This is a genomic window from Rufibacter soli, assembly GCF_054781795.1.
In genome coordinates, this window is the sequence record NZ_BAAGTS010000005.1 from 656,884 (window position 1) to 681,586 (window position 24,703).

A 24,703-nucleotide genomic window follows, 5' to 3' on the forward strand; every position below is an offset into this window, starting at 1 on the left:
CCCAGGGCCAAAACTAGGCGTGGTACTGGATCTTTTTCTTGTTGAGGTGCTGAATAGGGCCGTAATGGGTTTTCTTAACCGTGATGCCCGCCACGCGCAATTTTACCTCTACCGGAGCCAGTGTCTTGGTGAATTCTGAGGAAATCACTTTGCCGTAAAATTCCTTTGCTTCTTTGGCAGCGCCTTTGTCAAAAGCATGCGAAGACAGCTTTTTGGTGATAGGCAGGCCTGGAATGATTTGGTAGGTGGTGGTCACAACCTTGTAAGAAGGAAGGAAAGGTGTAATGACTTTTTTGAGTAAACGTTTCATTCTATAGTTATATAATAAAGGGTGGATAGGGAAGGTGAGGCAAATATAGACTTAATTTCGTTCTTTTCTAATCTGGTTAAAAAATCCCTAAAAAATACCCTTTAGTATTGTAATATCTTAATAACGGGCGTTAGTGGCTGTAGAGTGAATTTGCACGGGAAGTCCAGGCGCAGCAAGTGGAGTTCTGTTTTAGGCCTGTTTTTCTAAAAACGGCCCTAAAACAGGACCGCCCCAGAAATGACATCTGGGGCGGTCCTGGATAAAGAATACGTAAGGTACTGCGTTAGCTTTTCGCGTTCTTTTGCTTCATCATCTTATCGGCTAGAATCAGGGCGTTGTAGGCATTGACAATGCCGCCGGTGGCGGAAAGGTCAACCAGCTTGGCGCGTTTTCTGTCCTTAGACTCCAGGTTGGGGTAGGTGGCAGTTTCCTTGGGGTGCAGGGTAGCCGACTTCAGAATCACCTCTTTCAATTCTACCGCCGACAACTCTGGGTAGTGCGACCACACCAGGGCTGCCACACCGCTCACCACTGGGCTGGAGAAACTGGTACCGTCCATCTTGTTGTACTTGTTATCTGGGGCTAGGGAGACAATCTCCACACCCGGCGCGAACAAGTCTACCGTCTGTTTTCCGTAGTTGGAGAACACACCAATTAGGTCTTTGCCTAAAAGCCTAGAAGTAGCGCCTACTTCAATCCAGGATTTGATCTGGCTGCCGTCTAAAAGCACGCGGCTGGGGTAGTGCGTTACCTGGTCATTGTTGGTGGCCTCATTACCGGCGGCGTGCACTAGCAGCACGTTTTTAGATTCGGCGTACTTCACGGCCTCGTCCACAAAAGATTTCTGGGGTGAAAAGCTCTTCCCGAAGCTCATGTTGATGATGTTGGCCCCGTTATCAACCGCGTACCTGATGGCCAGGGCAATGTCTTTGTCATACTCATCGCCTTCGGGCACCGCCCGTAAGGCCATGATCTGGATGTCTTCGGCAATGCCGTCTATGCCCAGGTTGTTGCCCCGCAAGCCGGCAATAAGCCCTGCTACCGGGGTGCCATGATTGGGCCGGGGGCCTACCACATCATTGTTGCCGTATTTGGTGTCTGTGATAGATTCCGGGTTGTCGGCTACCAGGGCGCGCGGGGTGAAGTTAAGGTTCAGATGCTTGTCCAGGAAAGTGTCTGTGTGTTCCTTAAACTTTTGGAAGGATTCTACGCTCAGACCCTTGCTGTGCACGTCCAGCCACCAGGCGCGGGCGGCCAGCAAACGCTCATCTGCCGTTGAAATCAGCTTTACCTGCTCCAGCGTGTAGGTATTGGATTTAAAGTGCTCGCCCAGGATGCCCTGTACGGTCACCAGCGCCTTCTCAAACGATTGTAGGGAGGCTCTGGTGGCAGTGTGTTTGGCCAACTCTTTCTCATAGGCCTCTTTGGCCTGATGGTAGATTTTGTATTCGGGTTGCTGGGCTAGGGGTACCTCTTTTATGGAGGAGATGTTCTGATAGGTGGGCGCCAGTTTTCTCAGCAGCCGCACATATTCATAGGTTTCATATCGCACATTTTCGCCTTTGGCGTTGCCCAGGAAACCCCAGCCGTGCACATCGTCCACGTACCCGTTACCGTCATCGTCCTGACCATTACCGGCTACCTCTTTGGGGTTGGTCCAGATCTTGCCTTTCAGTTCATCATGGAAGATATCAATGCCGCTGTCAATGACGGCCACCACAATGGTTTTCTTGGGTTTCTTGTTCACCAGCAGCTCCTGGTAGGCGCGGTTTACGCCGGTGCCCTGCACCTGATCTTTGGTGGGGTCCAGGTTGTGCCAATTCACAAAGGTTTTGTCAAAGGAGGAAACCGAGGAAACAGGGTCATCCTGGGCTAGTACCGGGAACACAAAAAAAACAGCCAATAACAGGCTGGCCGAGGTTCTTTGTATCGGCTTTTTAAGAATAGTCATAGCAGTGGAACGGCAAAAACCATTCCAAGCGTACACAGCCCAGCAGGTTTTGCCCTAAAGGAAAAGTTCTTTTGTGAAAAGATACAAATATTTCGGGTAACCCGCTACTGCAGCTCCCCGGTTTCTTGGCTGACCAGCCAAACCAAGGGGAGCAAATTTTTCCCCAAACAATCCTGAAAAGATGGCAGGCTTAAAAGCAAAGGCAGCTACTTGGTGGCTGGCACTTTTTGGTAATACACGATTGGCCCATCTGAGGCCGATGCATCATTCATAAGGTACTCCTTCTCTCCGTTCCACAACGGCATGCCCTGAGGGTACATCTTGTCATAACCCCCGATACCGATGGTGTGGAAGGCGACCGTGGGGTCATCCAGCTTTACTAAAACTTGCCATTCTGTGGTGTTGGGGTATGTTTTGATAGAAAAAGACCCCGTCGCTTTCACGCCATCCCGGTGCCTGATAATGGAACTATCAGGGTACAGCTGGAGAATTTCCTCATAAGGCAAACGAAGAGGTGAAGGGTGTTGGCCAGCTATCTGAGCACGATACATCATTTTTACCAGCTTCCATTGGCCAATGACCTGCGAGGGAACCAGGGTGCCCGGGCTATAAGGTTCTGGTTCGGGAGAGATCTCGTCTGTTGAGGTGCAACTGATGGTTAAAAGTAAAAATAGAAAAGGGTAGAGGATATTTTTCATACGCGGCGCTTTGGCTTTACTAGATGACCCCGCTCAGGCCCAATAGGTTGCAGCGCCTAACCTTTCGTTTACTAATAATTTCTATGAGATATTGCTTTCAGCCTGATTTTCTAAAATTAGGCTGAAATGGAGCCAATCTGCCACGGGCAGTGTTGTGGTTTTTCAATAGGATTCTCCCTGGCGCAGGTCTCTTTTTACGGACCCTGAGTTCGGACTAATCAGGGAAATCCTAGTATCTTTGCGGTCTTATTTCTAGAAAACCATGATTTCAGTTGACTCGGTCGCTGTTGAATTCAACGGCGCGGCTCTTTTCAGTAACATTACCTTCAACATCAATGAAAGTGACCGGATAGCCCTGATGGGGAAAAACGGCGCAGGAAAATCTACCCTTCTCAAGATCATTGCCGGGGTCAACAAGCCAACCCGCGGCAAGGTATCTGCCCCTAAAGATGCCGTGATCGCGTACCTGCCGCAGCATTTGCTTACCAAAGACGAGAGCACCGTGTTTGAAGAAGCGTCTAAGGCGTTTGGGAGCATCCTGGAGATGAAGCGGCAGATGGACGACCTTAACTCCCAGCTGGAAACCCGCACTGACTATGAGTCTGACGCCTACATGAAACTTATTGAGGACGTCTCTGAGCTGAGTGAGAAATACTACTCCATTGAAGAGATCAACTTTGACGCCGAGGTAGAGAAAACCCTCTTGGGCCTGGGCTTCCTACGCTCAGATTTCACGCGCTCTACCAGTGAGTTCTCCGGGGGCTGGCGCATGCGCATTGAGCTGGCCAAGATCCTGCTGCAAAAACCAGATTTGATTCTCCTGGATGAGCCTACCAACCACCTGGACATTGAGTCAGTGCAGTGGCTGGAGGATTTCCTGATGAACAACGCCAAGGCCGTAATCGTGATTTCCCACGACAAGGCCTTCGTGGATAACCTTACCAATCGCACCATTGAGGTGACCATGGGTCGTATCTATGACTACAAGGTACCTTACAGCCAATACCTGCAACTGCGCAAAGAGCGCCGTGAGCAGCAGCAGCGTCAGTTTGAGGATCAGCAGAAAGAGATCGCGGATATTCAAGGATTTATAGATCGTTTCAAAGGGACCTATTCCAAAACGCTGCAGGTACAGTCTAGGGTGAAAATGCTGGAGAAGATTGAGATTATTCAGGTAGATGAGGTAGACACCTCAGCGCTGAACCTCAAATTCCCGCCCGCCCCGCGCTCGGGTAATTACCCTGTTATTGTAGAGGAACTCACCAAGAAATACGGTGATCATACCGTGTTCAAAGATGCGTCTCTGACCATTGAGCGCGGCGAAAAGATTGCGTTTGTGGGCAAGAACGGTGAAGGTAAGTCTACGCTCATCAAAGCCATTATGGGCGAGATTGACTATGACGGCAAACTGCAGCTGGGCCACAATTCCATGATCGGGTACTTCGCGCAGAACCAGGCGTCTCTGCTGGATGAGGACCTGACCGTGTTCCAGACCATTGACCAGATTGCCGTGGGCGACATGCGCACCCGCATCAAAGACATTCTGGGCGCGTTCATGTTTAGCGGCGATACCGTGGAGAAGAAAGTGAAGATGCTGTCTGGGGGCGAAAAGACCCGTCTGGCCATGATCAAGCTCTTGCTTCAGCCCGTGAACCTCTTAATTCTGGATGAGCCTACCAACCACCTGGACATCAAGACCAAGGACATCCTGAAAGACGCCCTCAAGGCCTTTGACGGCACGTTGATTCTGGTTTCCCACGACCGTGATTTCCTGGATGGGCTGGCCACCAAGGTATTTGAGTTCGGGAACAAGCGAATTAGAGAGCACTTTGAAGACATCAATGGTTTCCTGCGTAACAAGAAAATAGAGAACCTGAGAGAGATTGAGCGGAAGGTTGTAGCCAACTAGGCTTCCGCCAAAGGGTTAACTAAAAAATCCCTACGCGCCTCTCTGGTGCGTGGGGATTTTTATTTATGGAGCTTTTAAATCCATTGCGTTTTGAGGGTCTATTTCTGGAAATAGGCTCAAAACAAGAATTAATCACTGTAGCGGCGTTACACTGTAACGCCGTGGTACTACGCTGCAGATCCGGTTCTAATTACCAACACTGGCATTTGTAATAAAAATATTTTAATGCCAGGGAATAGAGGAATTAAGTGGGAGAGAGGTCGTTGTTTCCTGGAACCACGGCGTTACAGGGTAATGGCGCTACATTTCAATCTTTATAGAATTGATCTTCTTGCCAATTAACAGGGTTTGAGAGGATGTAATTTTCTATAAGGCGTAACTCGCGTGTGGTCCTGATGATACGGTCATGGAACCGGGGCTGCCACCCGAAGGGCTCTGTACTTACGCTCCTGATCATTTTGGTGCAGATAGACTTATAATAACCAACAATGTGGGAAATGGATCCTGCCTTTGCCGCTATATTAGACATGTATGCATTTTTATAGACTGGAGCAATACTATGCAAGGGAAAACTATTCCCGGAAACCGTATCAATCCCTATCACTCCTTCTAATCCAATAATACCGTGGAGATGATTGGGCATGACAACAAATTCACCGAGAAATACACCGGGCCAATGCTGTTCCAGTTCTAGCCAATAATCATGCGCAATATGTCCTTCATCAGAAAGCACCATGGTGCCATCCTTTACCTCACCAAAAAAAGGAAAGCGGTCTTGCGTGCAGATAGTGATGAAATACAGTCCTTCACCCCGATAATCATAGCCGGTTAGCCGGCGGGCGTTTTTGCTGAAGGTGTCATATTTTGACATAGGGATAGTATCTGGTGCAATCTTTAAACGAATTGGCCAAATACCTGGTTCCTACCTGTTTATTGACAAAACCCCTAAAAAAAGTAGCGGCGTTACCCTGTAACGCCGTGTCTCTACGCAGCGGAATCGTTACAAATAACCAACACTGACTTTTGCAACAACTTTTAATGCCCTGAAGGAAGGTCTATCTGGCGAAGAGGCACTATTGTTTCATAGCACCACGGCGTTACAGGGTAACGCCGCTACACATCCCTTTAAAAACAAAACGCCCCGCTGCAAAAAAAGCAGCGGGGCGTTTTAGAGCCGTTTTTCTCAAAACAGGCTTAAAGTACCACTTTGGTTTTCTCCTCTTTAAATACGCTTAGGTTGGCAGACTGTATTTTCTGGCGGTAGCCAGCCCAGATGGTGGAGAAGAAGGAGTTTACCTTTCCTACGGCTTCCTGGGTAAGGGTTTCCACCTGCTCTACCAGCTGCGTCTCGGTTTGGGTGAGGGGCTCTGAGCGGCCACCCAGATAAGAGCGGGCCTCCTGTAGTTTAGAGAGGGCCGTGAGTTGGGTAGGACGGCCGTAACCCTGACGGGAAAGCCCTTTCCCCTGAAGGAATTCCCGGTACGTTTTAATGGAATCCTGCATGGCTTTGGTGGAGCGCTGTAGTTCAACGGACTCCTTGCCCCCAACCACCTTTAATTGTCCGGTGATGGCGTCAGTGGCGTCAGAGGCTTGCTGCAGGCGGTCTAGCAGGTCATTCAGCTGCAGAGTGCTTTTGTTCAGGCGCTCCAACTGCTGGCGGCGGGCAATCACATTCTCTTTCTGGTAAGGGATGCGTGGATCAGCTAACACGTTCACAAAGGTGGAGTCCTTGGTGCCGGCGTATTGCATCACCAATTTGTATTTTCCGGGCAGTACCGGGCTTCCGCTAGGCTCACCGCCAGGGCGCTGGCCTCTACCACCGCCTCCGCCACCGGCCTGTCTGATGCCGCGTTCGGTCAGGTTCCAGGTAATGCGCTGGAAGCCTAATGTGGAATCTGGTTTTTGGGAAATGGTCCGGATGTGTCTATTCTGCTCATCATAGACCCGCACGAACACCGAGTCTACTTTAGGACCACGGGCCGCAGCCGGAGCAGCGGCGCTGTCACGGGCCGGTAAAGAGGTAGCCATGCGCGTGCCAGACTCCTCATTTAAGACCGTGGCGGGTAATTTCTTCTTGGTAGGGGCTTTCTTGGCCGGGCCAGGGGCCGGGGTAGAAGCCTTGGGTTTCAGGTAGTAGGGAATGGTGGCCCCAGCCGATTTGTTGGCGGCCTGGTAAAGGTTGTCCGAATCAGAGCCGTAGCCGGGCGCCGAGGAGTAAGAGGCCAAATAGGCGGCCGAGGGCTCAAACACGGCCATTGGTTTGTCAAGCATCTTCCCGCCCGTAGCAGCCAGTTGGCGCAGCGGCCTGATGTTGTCCAGCACGTACACGGCGCGCCCGAAGGTACCGATCACCAGGTCTGCCTCGCGCTCCTGAAGGGCCAGGTCCATGACCGGAACCGAAGGTAGGCCTTGGGTCCACTGGGTCCAGTCCTTGCCCTCATTCAGGCTCACCCACAGGCCGTGCTCGGTGCCGGTGAACATGAGGTTGGGTTGGGAAGGGTCCTGCAGGAAGGAGAGGGCGTAACCGCGCACTTTCTTGTCATCTACCAGGCGGGTCCAGGTTTTGCCAAAGTCAACGGTGCGGTACACGTAGGGGCTGAAATCCTTCCCGAAGCGGTAATGGTTGGCCACCACGAACGCCTCGCCGGCCCAGTGGCGGGAGGCGGTAATCTGCGGGATCCAGGCTTCGGCCGGCAGGCCGGGCAGGCGGTCACGCAGGTTGGTCCAGGACTTGCCGCCGTCGCGGGTGAGTTGCACGTGGCCGTCATCAGTGCCCACCCAGATCACGCCTTTCTCCAGGGTGCTGGGGGCCACGGTGAGAATGGTGTTGTGGTTCTCTGCTGAGGTGATGTCCAGGCTCAGGCCGCCGCTTTCCTGCTGCTTCTGCTGGGCGGGGTTGTTGCGAGTCAGGTCCGGGGAAATGGTCTGCCAGGTGAGGCCTTTGTCTGAAGACACGTGCAGGTACTGGCTGGCGTAGTACACGCCGGCCTTGTTGAAGGGATCCAGGGCAATGGCCGCGTTCCAGTTGAAGCGCAGCTTGGTTTTGAGGTCAGGGGCGGTGGGCTTGGCGATGTAGGAGTTGCCGGTTACTTTATCATACCGGGCCAGGCTGCCGCCCTGTGACATGGCGTAGCCGTAGCGGGCATCTGTGGGGTCCGGCACCACGTCAAAGCCGTCGCCGCCCTGCACCGTCTGCCAGTAGTAGTTTCTAATGCCGCCGCGGGTAAAGGTGTAGCCAGGTCCGGTCCAGGAGCCGTTGTCCTGCAGGCCGCCGTACACGTTGTAGGGCACCTCGTTGTCTACGTTGATGTGGTAAAACTGGCCCAGGGGCAGGGTCTCGGGGAAGCTCCAGGTCTTGCCCCGGTCCCGGCTGATGGCCAGGCCACCGTCATTGCCGTCCAGGAGCAGGTTGGGGTTCTCGGGGTGGATCCAGAAGGCGTGGTGATCGGCGTGCACCTGGTCCATGGAGGCGGTCACGGTAAAGGTCTTGCCCCCGTCCTCGCTCACGGCCACCGGCTGGTAGAGCATGTAGATGCGGTTCTCGTTCTTGGGGTCTACATAGATCTCATTGAAGTAGAAGGCGCGGTTGGTCACAATGGAAGGCTCCTCGGTGACCTTGGTCCATTTCTCGCCGCCGTCGTCTGAGCGGTACAGGCCGTTTTTGGTGGCCTCTACCAGGGCGTACACCCGGCCGGGCATGCTGCGGCTCTGGGCCAGGCCCAAACGGCCGAAGTTACCGGCCGGAAGCCCGTCTGTTGCGCCTTTCTTTTTCCAGGTCTTGCCCGCGTCATAGGTGATGTAGAGCCCGGAGCCGGGTCCGCCCGAGGTGAAGTCCCAGGGGGTGCGGCGGTGTTCCCACATGGCCACGATCAGCTTGTCGGGGTTCACGGGGTCCATGATCATCTCGGCCACGCCCGATTTCTCGTTGGTGAACAGCATGCGCTGCCAGGTCTGGCCGCCGTTGGTGGTTTTGTACACGCCGCGTTCCGGGTGCTCGCCAAACGGCAGACCAATCACGCCCGCGTAGACAATGTCTGGGTTAGAAGGGTTGATGAGAATGCGGTGGATGTTGAAGGTCTTGTCCAGGCCCATGTGTTTCCAGGTGCGGCCGCCGTCCAGGCTTTTGTAGATGCCGTTGCCCATGTTCACCGAGTTGCGCGGGTTGCCTTCGCCGGTACCGGCCCACACCACGCTGGGGTTGCTCTGCTGCACGGCCAGGGCGCCAATGTTGATATTGGGCTGCTCGTCAAAAATGGGGGCGAAGGTGGTGCCTCCGTTCTCGCTTTTCCAAACGCCGCCGGAGGCCGCGCCCACATAAATGATGTCTGGGTTGGAAACCACGGCGTCAATGGCGGTCACGCGGCCGCTCATCACGCCGGGGCCAATGCTGCGGGCCTTCATCTGCCCGAACTGTGCCATAGGCAATTGCTGCGCCTGCGCCTGCCCCAGCGCCAGCAAGGAAAGGCATAAGAGCTTAGGTAAATGTTTAATCATAGGGTTTGTTTGAGTAGTTTGGAATAGCAAGCTAAATGTAAGCAAGAATTGGCAGGTTTGGAAACCCCTGTGTTTTAGACCTGTTTTGGGAAAAACGGGCTTAAAACGGCTTGCGGGTTTAGTGCTGTAAAAGCGGCGTGCTGCCCAAGGTATTTCCTGCACGGCCCTTTGGCTCAAGCGCCAGTTGACGCGGCCGCCAGGGGAATCCTTTTTTGCTTATCTTTCAAGGTAAATCATGCAACACGTACTTCCATGAAGAAGCTTCTTTTACTCTTTGGCCTGGGACTGCTGGCTACCGCACCAGCCGCCACGGCGCAGGTATTTAACCCCGAGGAACCATTGGCGCATACCTATTCCATTGTGGCCCGCGACCCTAAAACCGGTGAGATGGCCGTGGCCGTGCAAAGCCACTGGTTCTCGGTGGGCACGTCGGTGAGTTGGGGTGAGGCCGGGGTTGGCGTGGTGGCCACGCAGTCATTCACCAATAAATCCTTCGGGCTGCGGGGACTGGCGCTCATGAAGCAAGGGAAATCTGCCGCAGAGACACTCAAGATTCTGCTTTCTGATGATACCGGCCGCGAGGTGCGCCAGGTGACCATTCTGGACGCCAAAGGCGGCGTGGCCACCCACACCGGGAACAAATGCATCACCTACGCGGGGCACATCACTGGCAAGGATTTCTCAGTGCAGGCCAACATGATGCTCTCAGACAAGGTATGGCCCGCCATGGCCAAAGCGTTCCAGGAGAAGGCCCACCTGCCTCTGGCCGAGCGGGTACTGGCGGCTCTGGATGCCGCCGAGGCCCAGGGTGGTGACATACGCGGACGGCAATCTGCGGCCCTGCTTGTGGTACCCGGCAAAAGCAACAAGCAACCCTGGAACGAGCGCCTGGTGGACCTGCGGGTAGATGACCACGAGGCGCCCCTGAAAGAACTTCGCCGCCTACTCACCGTGCAACGCGCCTACGAGCACATGAACAACGGCGACCTGGCCGTAGAGAAAAACGACATGGCCCTGGCCATGAAAGAATACAGCGCCGCCGAACAACTTCAGCCCAACAACCTGGAAATGCAGTACTGGCACGCCATTACCTTAGCCAACACCGGCAAAGTAGACGAAGCCCTCAAACTCCTGCAGCCTGTTTTCAAGGCAGACAACAACTGGCGGGTTTTAACGGAGCGACTTCCTCCGGTTGGGTTGCTCACCGTTTCTGCGGCAGACTTGAAGCGGATTTTGGAGGTGAAGTAGGGAAAGGGAGTGGTAGCAAAAGCAGGTTGCTGTATTTGTATAAGTAGCAAATGATAGCAAATTCAACAATGCATTATTGCGAATACTTCCCTCTCTTTTGTCATCCTGGAAGGATCTTGTGGGCGAACGGTAGTGGCCCCCATGTTCTGATTGAACTGGAATTATATTCTCTATTTTAAAAATCTGTTTTAAGCCCGTTTTTCCAAAAACAGGCCCAAAAGGGAAATCGCCAATTGAGGCTAGCGCCTCAGGGAAGTTGAAAACTTCCCGCCATAGTAGGTCCAAGTTGAAAACTTGAACCAGGAATAGTAAAAAAGGAAAGGGGGTGCTATCTGTATAGCTCACCCTTTCCTTTTTTACCCTTCATATGCTGCTCTAGTCATTGGTTAATTAAGAACTGCAAGACAACATGGAACAGCCGGCTTTCTGGCTGGCCCAGTCGGGGCGTTTGGCAAAGAACTCATCATTCTCTTTTGAATATGGAGTTTTCATGGCTTCCTGCAGCTTTTTAAACAGCGTGTCTTCGCCTTTCTCCAGTTCCTCAATTGCTTGATGCAGGAGATAGTTACGCAGGATAAACCGGGGGCTGGCCTGGCGCATACGTTCCTGGGCTTCCCCACGCGGAGTAGTATTGGCGTTGAGGCGGGTGATATAGGCGGTGATAAACTCATGCAAGGCCTCGCGCTCGCTGGCTGTCGGCTCCGCGTAGAAGCTGTCTTTGAAGTAGGCTGCTATCTCTTCCTCGGTCTGCAGGTTCAGGGGCATGTCAATGAGGAGTTGGTAGAAGATAGTCATGTCTGGCTGCACCGTAGAGAGGGTTTTCTCCAGTTGGGTGATAAATTCCATGTCTGTTTCCTTTACCTCATCCAGGCCAAGCTTATTCCCGAGCATGGTGTAGTACTTCTGGTAGAAAAGATCGCCGTAGCCTTCCAGGGCCGCTACCAGTTCCTCGGTGCCGGTGAAAAGCGGCGCCAGGGCGCTGGCCAGGCAACCCAGGTTCCACTGGCCAATGGTGGCCTGCTGCCCGAAGGCGTAGCGGCGGCCCGGCAAATCTGTGGTATTGGGGGTGAAGCGCAGGTCGTAGTTGTCCAGGAAGGAGTAAGGGCCGTAGTCAATGGTAAGGCCCAGAATGGACATGTTATCAGTGTTCATGACGCCGTGCACAAAGCCTACCCGCATCCATTCCACCATCAGGTGCGCCGTTTTCTCCACCATCTCCTTGAACCAGGCCAATACTCGGCCTTCGCCCCGCAGGTGCGGATAATAGCGGTCAATGGTCCAGTCAACCAATTTTTTCAGGTTGTCCAGTTCCTTGCGGGCGGCGGGCATCTCAAAACTCCCGAAGCGCAGAAAAGTGGGTGCCACGCGCATGACCACGGCGCCAGGCTCATAGGCGGGGTTGCCGTTGTAGAACATGTCGCGCACAATCTTCTCGCCGGTGCCTACCAAACTCAAGGCCCGGGTGGTGGGCACGCCCAGGTAATGCATGGCCTCACTCATGAGATATTCCCTCACTGAGGAACGGAGCACCGCCCGCCCGTCTGCGCGGCGGGAGTAGGGGGTGGGGCCGGCGCCCTTGAGCTGGAACTCCCAGTTTTTGCCGTCGGGGGCTTCCCACTCGGCTAGGGTAATGGCGCGGCCGTCGCCTAGCTGGCCGGCCCAGTTGCCGAACTGGTGCCCGGCGTAGCAGGCGGCGTAGGGCTGCATGGAAGGCGTGACCAAGTTCCCACCCAGAATGTCAATCTCTGGCTGGGTTTCGGGCTTGGAGATGCCTAATTCCTGCGCCAGGTCCTCTGACCAGGCCAGCAGCACCGGCAGCTTTACCGGCGTGGGCGTGGTTTTGCTGTACAGCACTCCCGGAGTTTGGCGAGGCGTTTTGTTGCCGCTGGCATCGCCGGGGAAGGTCTTGACAAACTCGTTTTTATATTCTTTTGAAAGTAAGCTCTGCATAGGTTATTGGATGTGCCGGCCCCGTTGTTTTTTCCACTCTGTGAGAGGGGAAAGGGCAGGAAAAGGTTAAAGTTGAATTCCATTGTTCCCTAATTGAAAAGGCCTTCTACCCTGGGATAGTTCAAAAATATACCCCTTGAGCGGGCCTTTCTGGCAACGTAGGCATTAACGTAATAATGGGGTAAAAGTAAGGCCATTTCATTTGGGAACCACTGCCTTGGAAATTACCCACAGGATACCAGGCACCTCATTATCCAATGGTTTTAAAAGCAAGCCGTGGAGCAGAGGAACGGGCAGGCTAAAAAGTTGCCGCCCGCATTGCCGCTTTTCACGCCGAATTGTATAATTTGGACTTTCGCACAAACCACTCTAACCAAACATGCAATCTCTCTTCAAACATTGGGCGCTGGCTGCAGCGCTGGCCCTTCCGCTGGGGGTTTCGGCCCAGAACCAGGATTCCCTGCACATCAGGAAAATATATGACCAGGCGCTTACCCAGGGCCAGAGCTATGAGCAGCTGCGCTACCTCACCAGCCGCATAGGTGCCCGCCTCAGCGGATCGCCGCAAGCCGCCGCCGCCGTGGAATGGGCCCGCCAGGAGATGGAGAAAATGGGCCTGGACCGTGTGTACCTGCAAGAAGTGATGGTGCCCCACTGGGTGCGTGGCGACAAAGAATACGCGGCCATTGTGAACTCCAGGATCAGCCCCACCCGCGAGGTGAACGTGCTGGCCTTGGGCGGCTCCGTGGCCACCCCCGCCAACGGCCTTACCGCCGAGGTATTGGAGGTGCAAAGCATTGACGAACTCAAGAAGCTGGGCAAGAAAAAAGTGCAGGGCAAGATTGTCTTCTTTAACCGGGCCTTCAACCAGACGCACATTACCACGGGTCTTGCCTACCGTGATGCCGTAGACCAGCGCTCCAGCGGGCCCTCTGAGGCCGCTAAGTTGGGCGCGGTGGGCGTGGTGGTCCGTTCCATGGCCTCTAACAGTGATGATTTCCCGCATACCGGAGGCTTGAAATATGCCGAGGACGCCCCCAAGATTCCGGCGGTGGCCATTAGCAGCAAAGGCGCTGATCTTTTGACCAAGCTCCTGAAGGAAGACGAAAAACTGCAGTTCCACCTGCGCATGAACCCGCAGTGGTTGCCAGACGTGCTCAGCTACAACGTGATTGGCGAGATCAAAGGCTCTGAGAGACCCGACGAGATTATTGTGGTTGGCGGCCACCTGGACAGCTGGGACATTGGCGAAGGCGCCCATGATGACGGCACCGGCTGCGTGCAGTCCATGGAAGTGCTGCGCCTGATGAAGGCCATGGGTTACAAACCCAAGCGTACCATACGGGCCGTCATGTACATGAACGAGGAGAACGGCCTTCGTGGCGGCACCAAGTACGCCGAGGTAGCAAAAAAGCAGGGCGAGAAGCATATTGCCGCCGTTGAGTCAGACGCCGGTGGGTTCACCCCCCGCGGCTTCGGGATAAGCGCCACTACTGAGCCGGCCTTCCAGAAAGCGCTTAGCTGGAAACAGTTGCTGGCCCCTTATGGTCTGCATGATATTGACCGCAACGGCGGCGGCGCCGACATTGGTCCCCTCAAAGATGGCCGCGTGGCCCTGATCGGCTTCCGCCCAGATTCCCAGCGCTACTTTGACATCCACCACACCGCCAACGACACCTTTGACAAGGTAAACCGGAGGGAGTTGGAACTGGGCGGCGCCTCTATGGCCGCTCTGGTGTATTTGATTGATAAATATGGGTTGTAGGAGGTTAGTGATTAGTCTCAAGTTACTAGTAACTATAAGCAAATAAAAAGTCATCAATAAAGTGCCTCTAAGCGAGCTGCTTTGTTGATGACTTTTCTTTTACATTCACTTCCTCTCCTCTTTGTCATCCTGAATGGATCTTGTGGGCCAGCTAGAAAAGCGTTGGAGTAAATGTCATTATCATTCGCTACCAAGATCCATTCAGGATGACAAAGAGGGGAAAGGACCTACTATAAAAGATCAAAGTTGAAAGTTTGCGGCCTGGATGTAGTCCCTTTCCATCCCAGCCGTTTTCAGTGCGTTTTTCAGAAAACGGCCCTAAAACAGAACCGCCCCTTCCCGCAGGAAATCTCCCGGGCAACCCGTACCTTTGCCGCGGCAACAAACGGCAGGCGCGTGAAAAAAATCCTCATTATCCGGTTCTCCTCCATTGGCGACATTGTGCTCACCACGCCGGTTATCCGGTGCGTGAAGCAGCAGGTGCCGGGCGCCGAGGTTCATTTCTGCACCAAGGCCGCCTTTAGAAACATTATTGCCAGCAACCCCTACGTAGACAAGGTATTCTGCCTGGAGAACTCGCTCAAAGACTTGTTGGCGCAGCTCAAGGCCGAAAACTATGACCTGGTGCTGGACCTGCACCACAACCTGCGCACCCGCATCATGAAAGCCCGCCTGGGCCGCCCGCACCGCAGCTTCAACAAGCTTAACTACCAGAAATGGCTGCTGGTGAAGTTCAAGATCAACCAGATGCCCAAGGTGCACATTGTGGACCGCTACCTGGCCACGGCGGCTTCGCTGGGCGTGCAGAACGACGGGCAAGGGTTGGATTATTTCATTCCGGAGAAAGACGAGGTAGACCTGAATACGCTGCCGGTCACGCATCAAAATGGCTATTACGCTATTGCCATTGGGGCGCAGCACTACACCAAACGCCTGCCCATTGACCGCCTGATAGAGCTCTGCGAGAAAATTAACGGCCCTATAGTGCTGCTGGGCGGCAAAGAAGATGTGCCGGTGGCCAAGATGATAGAAGTCTATTTCACTACGCAGCCCTACCTTTCGCTGCCTTCCACGGAGCCTAAAAACACTATTATTTACAACGCAGCCGGAAAGTACAATCTGAACGGATCGGCTTCTTTGGTGCGGCAGGCCCGGGCGGTGTTCAGCCATGACACCGGGCTCATGCACATTGCGGCGGCCTTTAAAAAGAAGATCTACAGCATCTGGGGCAACACGGTGCCCGAGTTTGGCATGTATCCCTACACACAGGATTTTGAGGTGCTGGAAGTGAAGAACCTGTATTGTCGGCCCTGCTCCAAAATTGGCTATGCTAAATGTCCCCAAGGCCACTTCCGGTGCATGCGCGAGATCCAGTTCAATTTTGAGCTCCCCGAGGTAAGTCCAGCTGGATAGCCGAAAAGCCAAGCGCGTATTTAGCCTGTTTTCAGGAAAAGCCGTTAAAGCGGCATAACAAACTTGATCGCTTATGGCATCTAAACCTATCCTGTACGGCGCCGACTGGTGCAAAAAGACCATAGCCATTCAAAGCTACTTTGAGGAGAAAGACATCGACTTTGACTACGTGAATGTAGAAGAAAGCGACCAGGCCATGCAAGCCATCAAAGACATGAACCGCGGCAGGGTGCGCTTCCCCATGGTGGTAATAGGGGAGAGTACCCCCATGAAAAACCCATCGCCAGAAGAACTGGATAAGGCGCTATCTGACAATAAAGGAGATAGTAAGTAATTGTATTTTTAGGCATAGGGACAGTTTGAGTATCTCTTCACCAAATGCGTGAGCCTTTGTTGTACATAGTGTAAACGGTAGCGCTATACTTACTGGTTGATAGGCAATTTCTTAATGGGGGTGAGAAAGATCGCCTGTGTAAACACCCCTCTTTGCTCCCCTCAAGGGGAGAGTCTGCGCTTAGTAAGTGTTGTTTCGTTTTGACCCTGTTTTCCCTAAAACGTGCCTAAAACGACTTTACCTATCAATGTCTCTTTAAACTATAAAACCATGCATTTTCCGTTTCCAGCCTTTCGGCAGTGCGCCTAGCACTCGACCCGGTGCCGCGGCAGCGGCAGGCCCTGCGGGGCCAGGCGAGAGGGTACAGCGCGAGGGCGGAAGGCGGGGCCTCGCGGCCGTGAGCGCTCGGAGAGAGAAGATGAAACAAAAAAGTTCATGAAGCCCTAGACAAGCAGACAATCCAAGGGTTAACCGGAAGCAGTAATGCGGGAAGGAGTATACAGAAAGGCAGTTGCCAATGGAGAGGCAGTTTTGGTCGTTGGTGAGAACACCAACAACGGCGGACGACGGGAAAGTGGAACGCTTGGGATGGGGCTGACGCCCCAGGGAAGTTGCAAACTTCCCACCATAGTGGGTCCAAGTTAAAAACTTGAACCAGAGCGAGCCGCCCATAAAGGCAAACGCAAATTCTTCCTACAAAAAAAAGCCCTCGCAAATCATATCTGCGAGGGCTTCCCTATCCTTCCTATTTAAAGCCTGTTTTTCATAAAACAAGCCTAAAACGCCTTTGAAACCTATACCATTATTTGGTGATCATCTCAAACCCGGTAAACCGGTGCAGGGCTTTAGGTAACTTGATGCCTTCAGGAGTTTGGTTGTTCTCTAATAAAGCCGCTACAATACGAGGCAGGGCCAGGGCACTGCCATTGAGGGTGTGCAGGAGCTGGGGCTTTCCGCCCTCGGTGCGCTGGCGCAGTTTGAGGCGGTTGGCCTGGAAGGTCTCAAAGTTGGACACAGAGCTTACTTCCAGCCATCGGCCCTGGGCCGCGGAGTACACTTCCATGTCATAAGTAAGGGCCGAGGTGAAGCCCATGTCGCCGCCGCAAAGGCGCAGCACACGGTAGGGGAGTTCTAGCTTCTGGAGCAGGCCCTGAATGTACTGGCTCATCTGCTCCAGGGCTTCATAGGATTTCTCCGGGGCCTGAATCTGTACTATTTCCACTTTGTCAAACTGGTGCAGGCGGTTCAGGCCGCGCACATCAGCACCCCAGGAACCGGCCTCTCTTCTAAAGCAAGGCGTGTAGCCTACATTTTTGATGGGCAGCTTGCCTTCGGCGATGATCTCGTCGCGGTACAGGTTGGTGATGGGTACTTCGGCGGTGGGGATGAGGTAGAGGTTATCGGCCACGGCGTGGTACATCTGGCCTTCTTTGTCGGGGAGTTGACCGGTACCGTAACCAGAAGCCTCGTTCACCATGATGGGTGGTTGTACCTCGGTGTAGCCGGCGGCAAGGGCCTCCTCTAAAAAGAAGTTGATGAGGGCGCGCTGCAATCTGGCACCTTGGCCTTTGTACACCGGAAAACCGGCACCGGTGATCTTGTTGCCTAAGTCAAAGTCTATGATGTCATATTGCTTGATTAGATCCCAGTGAGGGGCGGCGCTTTCTGATAAATCAGGAATGGAGCCGTGCTCCAGCACTACTTCGTTGTCTTCAGAAGACTTTCCGGCGGGCACGCTGTGGTGTGGAATGTTGGGCAACTTGTAGAGCGCTTGCTGCAGGTCTTGCTCCAGTTGCTGTACTTCTTCGTCTAAGGCCTTGGTGCGGAGTTTCAGGTCGGCGGTCTCGGTTTTGAGCGCTTCGGCCTGTTCTTTCTGGCCGCTTTTCATCAGGCCGCCAATTTCCTTAGCCAGGGCGTTGGCCCGGCCCAGGAGCTCGTCCCGCTCGGTTTGCAGGGAGCGGCGTTTCTGGTCCAGGTCCAGGATGGATTGTACTTCCTGGGCCGCGTTGCGGAAGTTTCTTTTCTCTAAACCGGCAATAACGTGGTCTGTCTGCTCGCGTAAAACGGGGATCTGTAACATGGTGCTTCTGGTTATCTAACGCAAAAATAGAATATTTTGAATAGGCTTAGGCAAAGCATGTGTTTTTATGAAAATATGTGTAACTTTTTATATAAAAAAACTCGTATTGCTTGTAAATAAGAGCAGGGCTGTCTATCATTGCAGTACATTTTCAGAACGACCGCCATCACTGGTTCTTCATTAGATCTTACTTCACTCAATTTCCTGTTTTTATCCGTCTGTCTGTTGCGCTCTGCAACCGCTATGCTTTAAAACCGAATAGCTAATTATTTCTATTTATGTATAACATTGACGAGTTGAAAGATTCACTTCTTTCAGAGCTCAAAGAAATTGCTGAAAACCTCGGCGTGACCAACTTCAAGAAACTCAGCAAACAAGACCTGGTTTATAAAATCCTGGACCAGCAAGCTATCACTCCGGTAGAACAACTCCCCAAAAAATATAAAAAAGCGGCTCGTGTGGCAGGCGAACCAGAAGTAACTTCTGAACCAGTGGCAGAGGTGGCGGCCCCAGAGGCTCCCCAGGCGGTAGAAGCCCCAGAAGCGGCACCTGCCCCTACAGAAGAAAGACCGGCACGTACGGCCCCGGCCCGCCCTGCCAGGACGGAACGCGCCCCTGCTGCCCGTGAAGAAAGACCCCGCGTAGCCCGTGCCCCCAGAGAAGAAACCCGCGAGGCGCGGCCTGAGGCCCGTGAACCCCGCGAGAACCGCATGCAACCGCGTGAGTTTCAGCCAAGAGAGAGCCGGGAGCAGCGCGACTCTCAGCCCCGTGACAACGCAGAGCGGCCTACCCGTGAGCCAAGAGAGCAACGTGAAGGAAGAGACGCACAGCCCCGGGAAAACAACAATAACCGCGAACCAAGGGAAAACACGCCCAGAGAGCCCCGCGAAGGCAACCAGCCCCGTGATAATGCCCAACCGCGTGAAAATGGCCAGCCCCGTGAAGGCGGCCGCGAAAACAACCCTAATTGGCAGAACCGCCGGGAGCAGCAGCCCCAACAACAGGGCCGCCAGCCACAGGGGAATGCCAATGCGCTTACCTTCAAGGAGTTTGACGGCGTTATCGCCAACGAAGGCGTCCTGGAATTAATGCAAGATGGCTACGGCTTTCTGCGTTCTTCGCACTACCATTACCTGGCTAGCCCAGATGATATTTATGTATCCCCGTCGCAGATCAAATTATTTGGTTTAAAGACCGGAGATACTGTAAAAGGAACCGTTCGTGCGCCTAAAGAAGGCGAGAAATACTTCGCCCTGCTCAAAGTAGACTCCGTGAACGGACGTACCACTGAGGAGATCCGGGACCGCATTCCTTTCCAGCACTTAACGCCTTTGTTTCCAGAGGAACGCCTGAAACTAACTACCCGCTCCAGCCAATATTCTACCCGCATCATGGACCTTTTTGCCCCTATTGGTAAAGGCCAGCGTGGTTTGATTGTGGCACAACCCAAGACCGGTAAAACGGTGTTGCTGAAGGAGATAGCCAACGCCATTACAGAGAATCACCCGGAAGTATACCTAATGATCCTCTTGATTGACGAACGCCCCGAGGAGGTAACAGACATGGCCCGCAGCGTAAACGCCGAGGTGATTGCTTCTACCTTTGACGAGCAGGCCGAGCGCCACGTGAAAATCTCCAGCATTGTACTGGACAAAGCCAAGCGCATGGTAGAGTGTGGCCATGATGTGGTTATTCTCCTGGACTCTATTACCCGTCTGGCCCGTGCGTATAATACCGTGGTGCCGTCTTCCGGTAAAATCCTATCTGGTGGGGTAGACGCCAACGCCTTGCACAAACCTAAGCGCTTCTTCGGGGCGGCCCGTAACGTAGAAAACGGTGGTTCTTTAACCATTATCGCTACCGCCCTGATTGAGACCGGCTCTAAAATGGATGAGGTAATCTTTGAAGAGTTCAAAGGAACCGGTAACATGGAGCTTCAGCTGGACAGAAAGCTGGCCAACAAGCGTGTGTACCCAGCCATTGACGTTCCGGCATCTGGTACCCGTCGCGAAGACCTCCTTATGGACCGCGACGAACTCAGCCGTGTTTGGATCCTGCGTAAGTTCATGTCTGACATGAATTCTGTGGAAGCCATGGAGTTCCTGAAAGACCGCATGAAAGGCACCAAGGACAATGATGAGTTCCTGATCTCCATGAACAGCTAAGTGATAGACTTTAGATTCTAGACGCTGGATTTTAGATTTGGCGTTATACTCAGAAGGCCCCGTAGAGAAATCTGCGGGGCCTTCTCTTTTTTAGTCTTTTGCGTTTTGGGCCTGTTTTCGGGAAAATAGCCTCAAAACGCAGGAAGCAAATAGCGCGAGACTTTTTTCTAGCGCCAGCGGATAGACAAAAACGGGAAGTTGTGAAGAAAGTAGGTTAGGAGAAAATAGTTTTACTAAACGACAAAACACTAACCCAGCTTACCCACCGAAACTGCCGTACCGCACTGCTTTTTTCTGTGCAGGGTCATACGCCAGCAAACGCCCATCTTCTTTCCCCAGCAAATATTTGAACCCTATAGAACCAGGGTTGGCTTGGATTCTTTTCCAGGCGGCTTCCTTAGAAAGATCGGTGGGAGGGGAAGCCCCTTGGGCAATAGCGGGCGTGATGAAATTAGCCGGCAGGAAAAACTCCTCCATCCGTTTCAGGATGTAGGCTTCACGCTCTGAAGCGCTGGCCGTGGGTGTTTTCATCTCATAGACCATACTGGCTTCCAGGTCGGCGGCCGGGAAATGCTCCTCATAGATTTTCTGGCCATCATGGGTGGTGACGGTGAATTCTACCTGACCGCTGGTTACGGCATCTCCGTGCAGGGCCAACCGGAAATAGTCTGGCTGGTCTGGCGAGGAGAAGGCATGGGTGCGCTGCACAATATGCTGAATGGCTTTGTTTTTCTTATCTGGCTTCTGGCCTTTGGTGCGGGTAGTGGTTGTCTTGGTGGAGCCTGATTTAGACACGGTGGTGGTGGTGTTCTCCTCTGTTGAAGGTTGGCAAGCAGAGGCAAAGGCTAACAGGGCCACCAGAGAGAAAAGCGTTTTACGCATGTTTTTAGGAAAAGAATCTCCAAATAGGTACGTGCCTCCGCTGGCATAGTTGGCCTGATTACCTTGCCCAGAAATGCCAGGCCAACATCAGCCCAAATGCCAGGCTCATGCTCAACGAGGAAACCTTGTTCATGCGCATGGTATTCTCAAAATTAGCCGCCTTAAGGGATTGCCTGACCTGCCAGACCCACCACGTAAAAACCGCCAGTACCGGAAAAGTGCAGCCCAGGAAAATAAGGCTGTTCACCTGTTCCTCCCGGAGCCAATAGGTGTAAAGCAGCAGCGCGGTAGCTACCAGCAAACTGATAGCGGCAAAAAGAAACGTGCCGGTAACACCCAGGAGCAAGCTAAGGGTGCGGTCGCCGCGGCGGGCATCTTCCTGGTGCTGGTACACCTGGGTGAGCGGGTAAGAGCCACACAAGAAAAGCGAACTCACCAAAGCCAGCAGCAGATTGTTTTTTTGCCACAGGGTGCCTTGCGAAACCCCAATGCCCACCTGCACCATCAAAAAGGTAAACGCTCCCTGGAATGTCACCACCACCAGCGTACTCAGCAGCGGATATTGTTTCAGTCTTATGCCCGTGTAGCTATAGGCCTTGGAAACCAGCAGATACACCAACACCAAACCGGCAAACGGCAAGGAGAGAAATGCAGATAGCACTACGGCCAAACCATCAAAGGCCAGTACCAGCCAATAGAGGCTTTCGGTGACTTGGGGTGGGTGTTTTAGGCCGCCAATGCTGCCTTCATCACGGTCATAGTAAGAGTTGTAGCCGTTGCTTGCCGGGTAGACCAGCCCATGCAGGATAAAGAAAACCGCCGCCCCCCGCCATAGGGTCACCTCCTCCGGGGCCGCACTCAGCGCGAACCAGAAAATAGGCATCAAAAACAGGGAGAAGGGGATGCGGAGCAGGCGCCAGGCATCTGGCCAGGAAGCGTTCATGGTTGCAGTTTAGAAGGATATCCAATCAAATACAAGACCCCGGTGCCACTCCAGTGCCGGGCCCGGCCAATATGCCAGGTATAATGCGGCGCATGTAGGGAGTCTACCATGGTTTGCAGGTGCTGCGGCGTGTACATGCGCAACAGGGAAACTGTCCCGTCCCACACGGTGCCCACCGGAATAAGCGGCAACACATAGGTAAAGAAAAGCCTGCTCCAGGTAAAGGGCCTGATAAAGGGTGTGATGAGCAGAATGAGCAATGGGAACACCAGCCACACCAACAGCAACTCATGCCAGCGCTTACCTGCCCCCTCAAATACCCCAATACCCTGGTTCTGCCGCACCGCATCTTTAAGAATAGCCTGGGCCGCCGCCGGCGGAAAGTGGTGAAATGCCGAGAAGACCGTCCTGAAACCGGTTAATGACGGGGGCACAGCCGTGGCGTCTACGGGTTCCGGTACAAACCGCAGGGCTCCGTTGCTTTGACTGGAAAGGTATTGGTAGGCCTCTAGGTTAGGGAACTTGTCGGTGAGGGTAATGGTGATCTTTTGGTTGGTTTGGGTTTCCAACTCCTTCCATATCTGCTGGATGCCGCCCCCGGCCCCGGAGCACAAATCTACTAGGTGGGTTTGGTGAGTGTGGGCCAGGGCATCGCGTAGCAGGGGCACAATGGGTTTGTAGATGCCCAGCCACGTGATCATGAACCGCAGTACATCCATCATGCCCTGGCGCACCGCGTGCGGGAACCAGGGTTGGTCTTCCAATTCAAAAAGTTGCCACCTACGTTTCAATAGGAATGGAGGGAGAAAGGGAAAAGATACGCATTAAAGTGATTTCTTGGTAGCACGGCTGTTTTACGCCTGTTTTACGCCTGTTTTTCAAAAAACGGCCTCAAAACAGTTCTATGCCCAAAAATGGAACTGCCACCACTGAGCTTTCCCTTCAAAGAAACAGGCCCACCTAAATTGCTTAAGCGGGCCTGCTGTCAGAGAAAGGAAAGGTAATGTTATTCGGCTTTCATGGTAAGGGTAGAGCCGTCTGGGGCCTGCAGTTTCAGGTCATCCTCGTCTAGTTCAGTCACCGTGAAGTTCTCGCTGGTGCTGCTGCCGGCATAAGTCAGACTCAGGGTCTTGTTGGCGGCATCATAGGCCCAGGTTCCGTTGGCAGAGTTGCTGGCCGAGGTTTGGGTGAAGTTGCCGTTGGCGAAGAACTGGATTTGCTCCTGCTTTTCGTCGCCGCTTATCTTGTCTTTGTCGCCGGAGGCGGTGGTTTCTTTGCTGGCTTTCCAGACTTTGCTGGAGGTACCTGAAATCATGGAAGCATTGCCGCCTCCTTCGTTCTTTTTGTTACAGCTAAAGGTAAAGGCGCTCAGCCAAACCAGGCACACAAGGGTAAACAGACGGCTGGCAGAAGATGCGGTTCTCATTTTCATAGTTTTAGGTTTATGGTTTCAGTATTTATCTGGTATGCGTTCGGCAAACCCGTTTTTCATACGTGCCTTTTCAGGGACAGTTCTAAGAAAAGAAATAAACTTATCTAGTACGCCCCCGTAAGTAGAAACGTGTCTGCCAGCCAGATACTTATTTAAGAAACTGACCATTAACCTTAAAATACAACTATGGGACTTTTTGATTTTCTAAAAAAAGGCGAGGAGAAGCCGGTTCAAAAGCCAGCTACCCAACCCGGAGGAACCGATTTTTTTAAGCAAAACGCCGGCCAGCCAGCGGCCGGAACTACTCCTACCGCCGGCCAGGAAACATATACCGTAAAGAGCGGAGACTCTCTCTCTAAAATTGCCAAAAACCTGTACGGCGATGCCCAACAGTGGCACAAGATTCACCAAGCCAACCTGGATCAGATCAAAGACCCTAACCTCATTCACCCAGGCCAGCAATTGATCATTCCCAGATAAGAAGACTTTATTAGGTTTGTTTGTAGAGAAAAGAGTCTGAACCCATGTTCAGGCTCTTTTTCTGTTTATAGCCTGTTTTTTAAAAAACAGACCCAAACCAGGAAATAAATTAAACTGACAAACCGCAACGGCGCGCACGCTGGAGCATTCACTACAAGTGCCTTTTCTTAGGGCCGAAAAGAAAGAGGCCACCCGCAAAGTGCTATTTGCGAGTGGCCTCTTTTTATCCTTATGAAATCAAAGCCTTGTCTTTTAGAAATAATTCCTCCTAGGGTAAGGTGTCAAAAATGCAAAGGGGGCTACAGCGGGTTTTTCTCCAGGTAACGTGCCACGGCGGTGCAGGTGGCCCTCACTTCCAGTTTCTGCTGCTGGGCGTAGTCAAGGCCATGTTTGATAAGTTGGTCGGCTACTCCTTTGCCCCGGTGCTCTTCCTCGATAAAGGTATGCTGGAAATCAATCACCTGCGGTTCCGGCAGGGCATAGGCCAGTTCGCCTATTTCATCTTCGTTAAGGCAGGCGGTAAACTGCTGATCTTGTTGGTCATGCCGAATATTTATCTTCATTTTACTGGGAATAGGAATAAAAAATAGGTTTCAAAAGCAGCTAAACCGCTTGGGTAATGCCTCTGCCAAACATAAGGTAACCTGAA

Annotated in this window: 19 protein-coding genes; 7 read left to right on the forward strand and 12 right to left on the reverse strand. The window is 53.1% G+C overall.

The window, feature by feature from the left end; translation table 11 throughout:
* Nucleotides 1–13: 13 nt before the first annotated feature.
* The 3 genes from ACYVJQ_RS17070 to ACYVJQ_RS17080 all read right to left on the reverse strand — a co-directional run bounded on the left by ACYVJQ_RS17070 (nucleotide 14) and on the right by ACYVJQ_RS17080 (nucleotide 2,959).
* The gene (locus ACYVJQ_RS17070) at nucleotides 14–310 is read right to left on the reverse strand and encodes a hypothetical protein (protein ID WP_460894319.1); all 297 of its coding nucleotides are present in this window, start codon (nucleotides 308–310) and stop codon (nucleotides 14–16) included.
* Between the two features lie 283 nt (nucleotides 311–593).
* Complete coding sequence (locus tag ACYVJQ_RS17075) at nucleotides 594–2,261, reverse strand: S8 family peptidase (protein ID WP_460894320.1); 1,668 nt, start codon at nucleotides 2,259–2,261, stop codon at nucleotides 594–596.
* 206 nt (nucleotides 2,262–2,467) lie between these two features.
* Nucleotides 2,468–2,959: a hypothetical protein gene (locus ACYVJQ_RS17080; RefSeq protein ID WP_460894321.1), complete on the reverse strand. Its 492-nt coding sequence runs from the start codon at nucleotides 2,957–2,959 to the stop codon at nucleotides 2,468–2,470.
* A 262-nt stretch (nucleotides 2,960–3,221) separates the two neighbouring features.
* Between ACYVJQ_RS17080 and ACYVJQ_RS17085 the strand changes: the two genes are divergently transcribed.
* Nucleotides 3,222–4,868, forward strand: coding sequence for an ABC-F family ATP-binding cassette domain-containing protein (locus ACYVJQ_RS17085; RefSeq protein ID WP_460894322.1), 1,647 nt, complete (start codon nucleotides 3,222–3,224; stop codon nucleotides 4,866–4,868).
* A gap of 307 nt (nucleotides 4,869–5,175) precedes the next feature.
* On the opposite strand, the gene ACYVJQ_RS17090 is transcribed toward ACYVJQ_RS17085, so the two are convergent.
* Both ACYVJQ_RS17090 and ACYVJQ_RS17095 read right to left on the reverse strand, forming a co-directional pair.
* Nucleotides 5,176–5,739, reverse strand: a complete 564-nt coding sequence (locus tag ACYVJQ_RS17090) for a transposase (RefSeq protein WP_460894323.1) — start codon at nucleotides 5,737–5,739, stop codon at nucleotides 5,176–5,178.
* A gap of 323 nt (nucleotides 5,740–6,062) precedes the next feature.
* Nucleotides 6,063–9,362, reverse strand: a complete 3,300-nt coding sequence (locus tag ACYVJQ_RS17095; protein WP_460894324.1) for a VPS10 domain-containing protein — start codon at nucleotides 9,360–9,362, stop codon at nucleotides 6,063–6,065.
* Between the two features lie 252 nt (nucleotides 9,363–9,614).
* On the opposite strand from ACYVJQ_RS17095, the gene ACYVJQ_RS17100 reads away from it, so the two are divergent.
* Nucleotides 9,615–10,610, forward strand: a complete 996-nt coding sequence (locus ACYVJQ_RS17100; protein ID WP_460894325.1) for a DUF1028 domain-containing protein — start codon at nucleotides 9,615–9,617, stop codon at nucleotides 10,608–10,610.
* A gap of 390 nt (nucleotides 10,611–11,000) precedes the next feature.
* Here the strand turns inward: ACYVJQ_RS17100 and ACYVJQ_RS17105 are convergent, their stop codons facing one another.
* The gene (locus ACYVJQ_RS17105) at nucleotides 11,001–12,560 is read right to left on the reverse strand and encodes a protein adenylyltransferase SelO (protein WP_460894326.1); all 1,560 of its coding nucleotides are present in this window, start codon (nucleotides 12,558–12,560) and stop codon (nucleotides 11,001–11,003) included.
* Between the two features lie 379 nt (nucleotides 12,561–12,939).
* Between ACYVJQ_RS17105 and ACYVJQ_RS17110 the strand changes: the two genes are divergently transcribed.
* The 3 genes from ACYVJQ_RS17110 to ACYVJQ_RS17120 all read left to right on the forward strand — a co-directional run bounded on the left by ACYVJQ_RS17110 (nucleotide 12,940) and on the right by ACYVJQ_RS17120 (nucleotide 16,072).
* Nucleotides 12,940–14,325 (forward strand): M28 family peptidase, encoded by a 1,386-nt coding sequence (locus tag ACYVJQ_RS17110; protein ID WP_460894327.1) that lies wholly within the window; start codon nucleotides 12,940–12,942, stop codon nucleotides 14,323–14,325.
* 396 nt (nucleotides 14,326–14,721) lie between these two features.
* Entirely contained in the window at nucleotides 14,722–15,738 is a 1,017-nt protein-coding gene (locus tag ACYVJQ_RS17115; RefSeq protein ID WP_460894328.1) for a glycosyltransferase family 9 protein, read from the forward strand.
* 73 nt (nucleotides 15,739–15,811) lie between these two features.
* On the forward strand, nucleotides 15,812–16,072 hold the full coding sequence (locus tag ACYVJQ_RS17120) for a glutaredoxin family protein (RefSeq protein ID WP_460894329.1): 261 nt from the start codon (nucleotides 15,812–15,814) through the stop codon (nucleotides 16,070–16,072).
* An 802-nt stretch (nucleotides 16,073–16,874) separates the two neighbouring features.
* On the opposite strand, the gene serS is transcribed toward ACYVJQ_RS17120, so the two are convergent.
* The gene (serS, locus tag ACYVJQ_RS17125) at nucleotides 16,875–18,152 is read right to left on the reverse strand and encodes a serine--tRNA ligase (protein ID WP_460894330.1); all 1,278 of its coding nucleotides are present in this window, start codon (nucleotides 18,150–18,152) and stop codon (nucleotides 16,875–16,877) included.
* Nucleotides 18,153–18,430: 278 nt separating this feature from the next.
* Between serS and rho the strand changes: the two genes are divergently transcribed.
* Nucleotides 18,431–20,317 carry a transcription termination factor Rho gene (gene rho, locus ACYVJQ_RS17130; protein ID WP_460894331.1) on the forward strand — a complete coding sequence of 629 codons (1,887 nt, stop codon included), beginning with the start codon at nucleotides 18,431–18,433 and terminating at the stop codon, nucleotides 20,315–20,317.
* Between the two features lie 258 nt (nucleotides 20,318–20,575).
* Here the strand turns inward: rho and ACYVJQ_RS17135 are convergent, their stop codons facing one another.
* The 4 genes from ACYVJQ_RS17135 to ACYVJQ_RS17150 form a co-directional block, all read right to left on the reverse strand.
* Nucleotides 20,576–21,199: a hypothetical protein gene (locus ACYVJQ_RS17135; protein WP_460894332.1), complete on the reverse strand. Its 624-nt coding sequence runs from the start codon at nucleotides 21,197–21,199 to the stop codon at nucleotides 20,576–20,578.
* A gap of 58 nt (nucleotides 21,200–21,257) precedes the next feature.
* Complete coding sequence (locus tag ACYVJQ_RS17140) at nucleotides 21,258–22,142, reverse strand: UbiA family prenyltransferase (RefSeq protein WP_460894333.1); 885 nt, start codon at nucleotides 22,140–22,142, stop codon at nucleotides 21,258–21,260.
* Nucleotides 22,139–22,933: a class I SAM-dependent methyltransferase gene (locus ACYVJQ_RS17145; protein WP_460894334.1), complete on the reverse strand. Its 795-nt coding sequence runs from the start codon at nucleotides 22,931–22,933 to the stop codon at nucleotides 22,139–22,141. Before ACYVJQ_RS17145 ends, ACYVJQ_RS17140 begins: the two co-directional genes overlap by 4 nt.
* A gap of 215 nt (nucleotides 22,934–23,148) precedes the next feature.
* Complete coding sequence (locus tag ACYVJQ_RS17150) at nucleotides 23,149–23,574, reverse strand: lipocalin family protein (RefSeq protein WP_460894335.1); 426 nt, start codon at nucleotides 23,572–23,574, stop codon at nucleotides 23,149–23,151.
* Between the two features lie 186 nt (nucleotides 23,575–23,760).
* Here ACYVJQ_RS17150 and ACYVJQ_RS17155 point away from each other — a divergent pair, with 186 nt between their 5' ends.
* A complete protein-coding gene (locus ACYVJQ_RS17155) occupies nucleotides 23,761–24,054 on the forward strand; it encodes a LysM peptidoglycan-binding domain-containing protein (protein ID WP_460894336.1) in 294 nt (97 codons plus the stop codon).
* A gap of 299 nt (nucleotides 24,055–24,353) precedes the next feature.
* On the opposite strand, the gene ACYVJQ_RS17160 is transcribed toward ACYVJQ_RS17155, so the two are convergent.
* Nucleotides 24,354–24,617 (reverse strand): GNAT family N-acetyltransferase, encoded by a 264-nt coding sequence (locus tag ACYVJQ_RS17160; RefSeq protein ID WP_460894337.1) that lies wholly within the window; start codon nucleotides 24,615–24,617, stop codon nucleotides 24,354–24,356.
* Nucleotides 24,618–24,703 lie beyond the last annotated feature (86 nt).

Bases quoted from the DNA above. Each gene is read 5' to 3' on its own strand.
- ACYVJQ_RS17070 (WP_460894319.1), bottom strand. From the start codon at position 310: ATGAAACGTTTACTCAAAAAAGTCATTACACCTTTCCTTCCTTCTTAC.
- ACYVJQ_RS17075 (WP_460894320.1), bottom strand. From the start codon at position 2,261: ATGACTATTCTTAAAAAGCCGATACAAAGAACCTCGGCCAGCCTGTTA.
- ACYVJQ_RS17080 (WP_460894321.1), bottom strand. From the start codon at position 2,959: ATGAAAAATATCCTCTACCCTTTTCTATTTTTACTTTTAACCATCAGT.
- ACYVJQ_RS17085 (WP_460894322.1), top strand. From the start codon at position 3,222: ATGATTTCAGTTGACTCGGTCGCTGTTGAATTCAACGGCGCGGCTCTT.
- ACYVJQ_RS17090 (WP_460894323.1), bottom strand. From the start codon at position 5,739: ATGTCAAAATATGACACCTTCAGCAAAAACGCCCGCCGGCTAACCGGC.
- ACYVJQ_RS17095 (WP_460894324.1), bottom strand. From the start codon at position 9,362: ATGATTAAACATTTACCTAAGCTCTTATGCCTTTCCTTGCTGGCGCTG.
- ACYVJQ_RS17100 (WP_460894325.1), top strand. From the start codon at position 9,615: ATGAAGAAGCTTCTTTTACTCTTTGGCCTGGGACTGCTGGCTACCGCA.
- ACYVJQ_RS17105 (WP_460894326.1), bottom strand. From the start codon at position 12,560: ATGCAGAGCTTACTTTCAAAAGAATATAAAAACGAGTTTGTCAAGACC.
- ACYVJQ_RS17110 (WP_460894327.1), top strand. From the start codon at position 12,940: ATGCAATCTCTCTTCAAACATTGGGCGCTGGCTGCAGCGCTGGCCCTT.
- ACYVJQ_RS17120 (WP_460894329.1), top strand. From the start codon at position 15,812: ATGGCATCTAAACCTATCCTGTACGGCGCCGACTGGTGCAAAAAGACC.
- serS (WP_460894330.1), bottom strand. From the start codon at position 18,152: ATGTTACAGATCCCCGTTTTACGCGAGCAGACAGACCACGTTATTGCC.
- rho (WP_460894331.1), top strand. From the start codon at position 18,431: ATGTATAACATTGACGAGTTGAAAGATTCACTTCTTTCAGAGCTCAAA.
- ACYVJQ_RS17135 (WP_460894332.1), bottom strand. From the start codon at position 21,199: ATGCGTAAAACGCTTTTCTCTCTGGTGGCCCTGTTAGCCTTTGCCTCT.
- ACYVJQ_RS17140 (WP_460894333.1), bottom strand. From the start codon at position 22,142: ATGAACGCTTCCTGGCCAGATGCCTGGCGCCTGCTCCGCATCCCCTTC.
- ACYVJQ_RS17150 (WP_460894335.1), bottom strand. From the start codon at position 23,574: ATGAAAATGAGAACCGCATCTTCTGCCAGCCGTCTGTTTACCCTTGTG.
- ACYVJQ_RS17155 (WP_460894336.1), top strand. From the start codon at position 23,761: ATGGGACTTTTTGATTTTCTAAAAAAAGGCGAGGAGAAGCCGGTTCAA.
- ACYVJQ_RS17160 (WP_460894337.1), bottom strand. From the start codon at position 24,617: ATGAAGATAAATATTCGGCATGACCAACAAGATCAGCAGTTTACCGCC.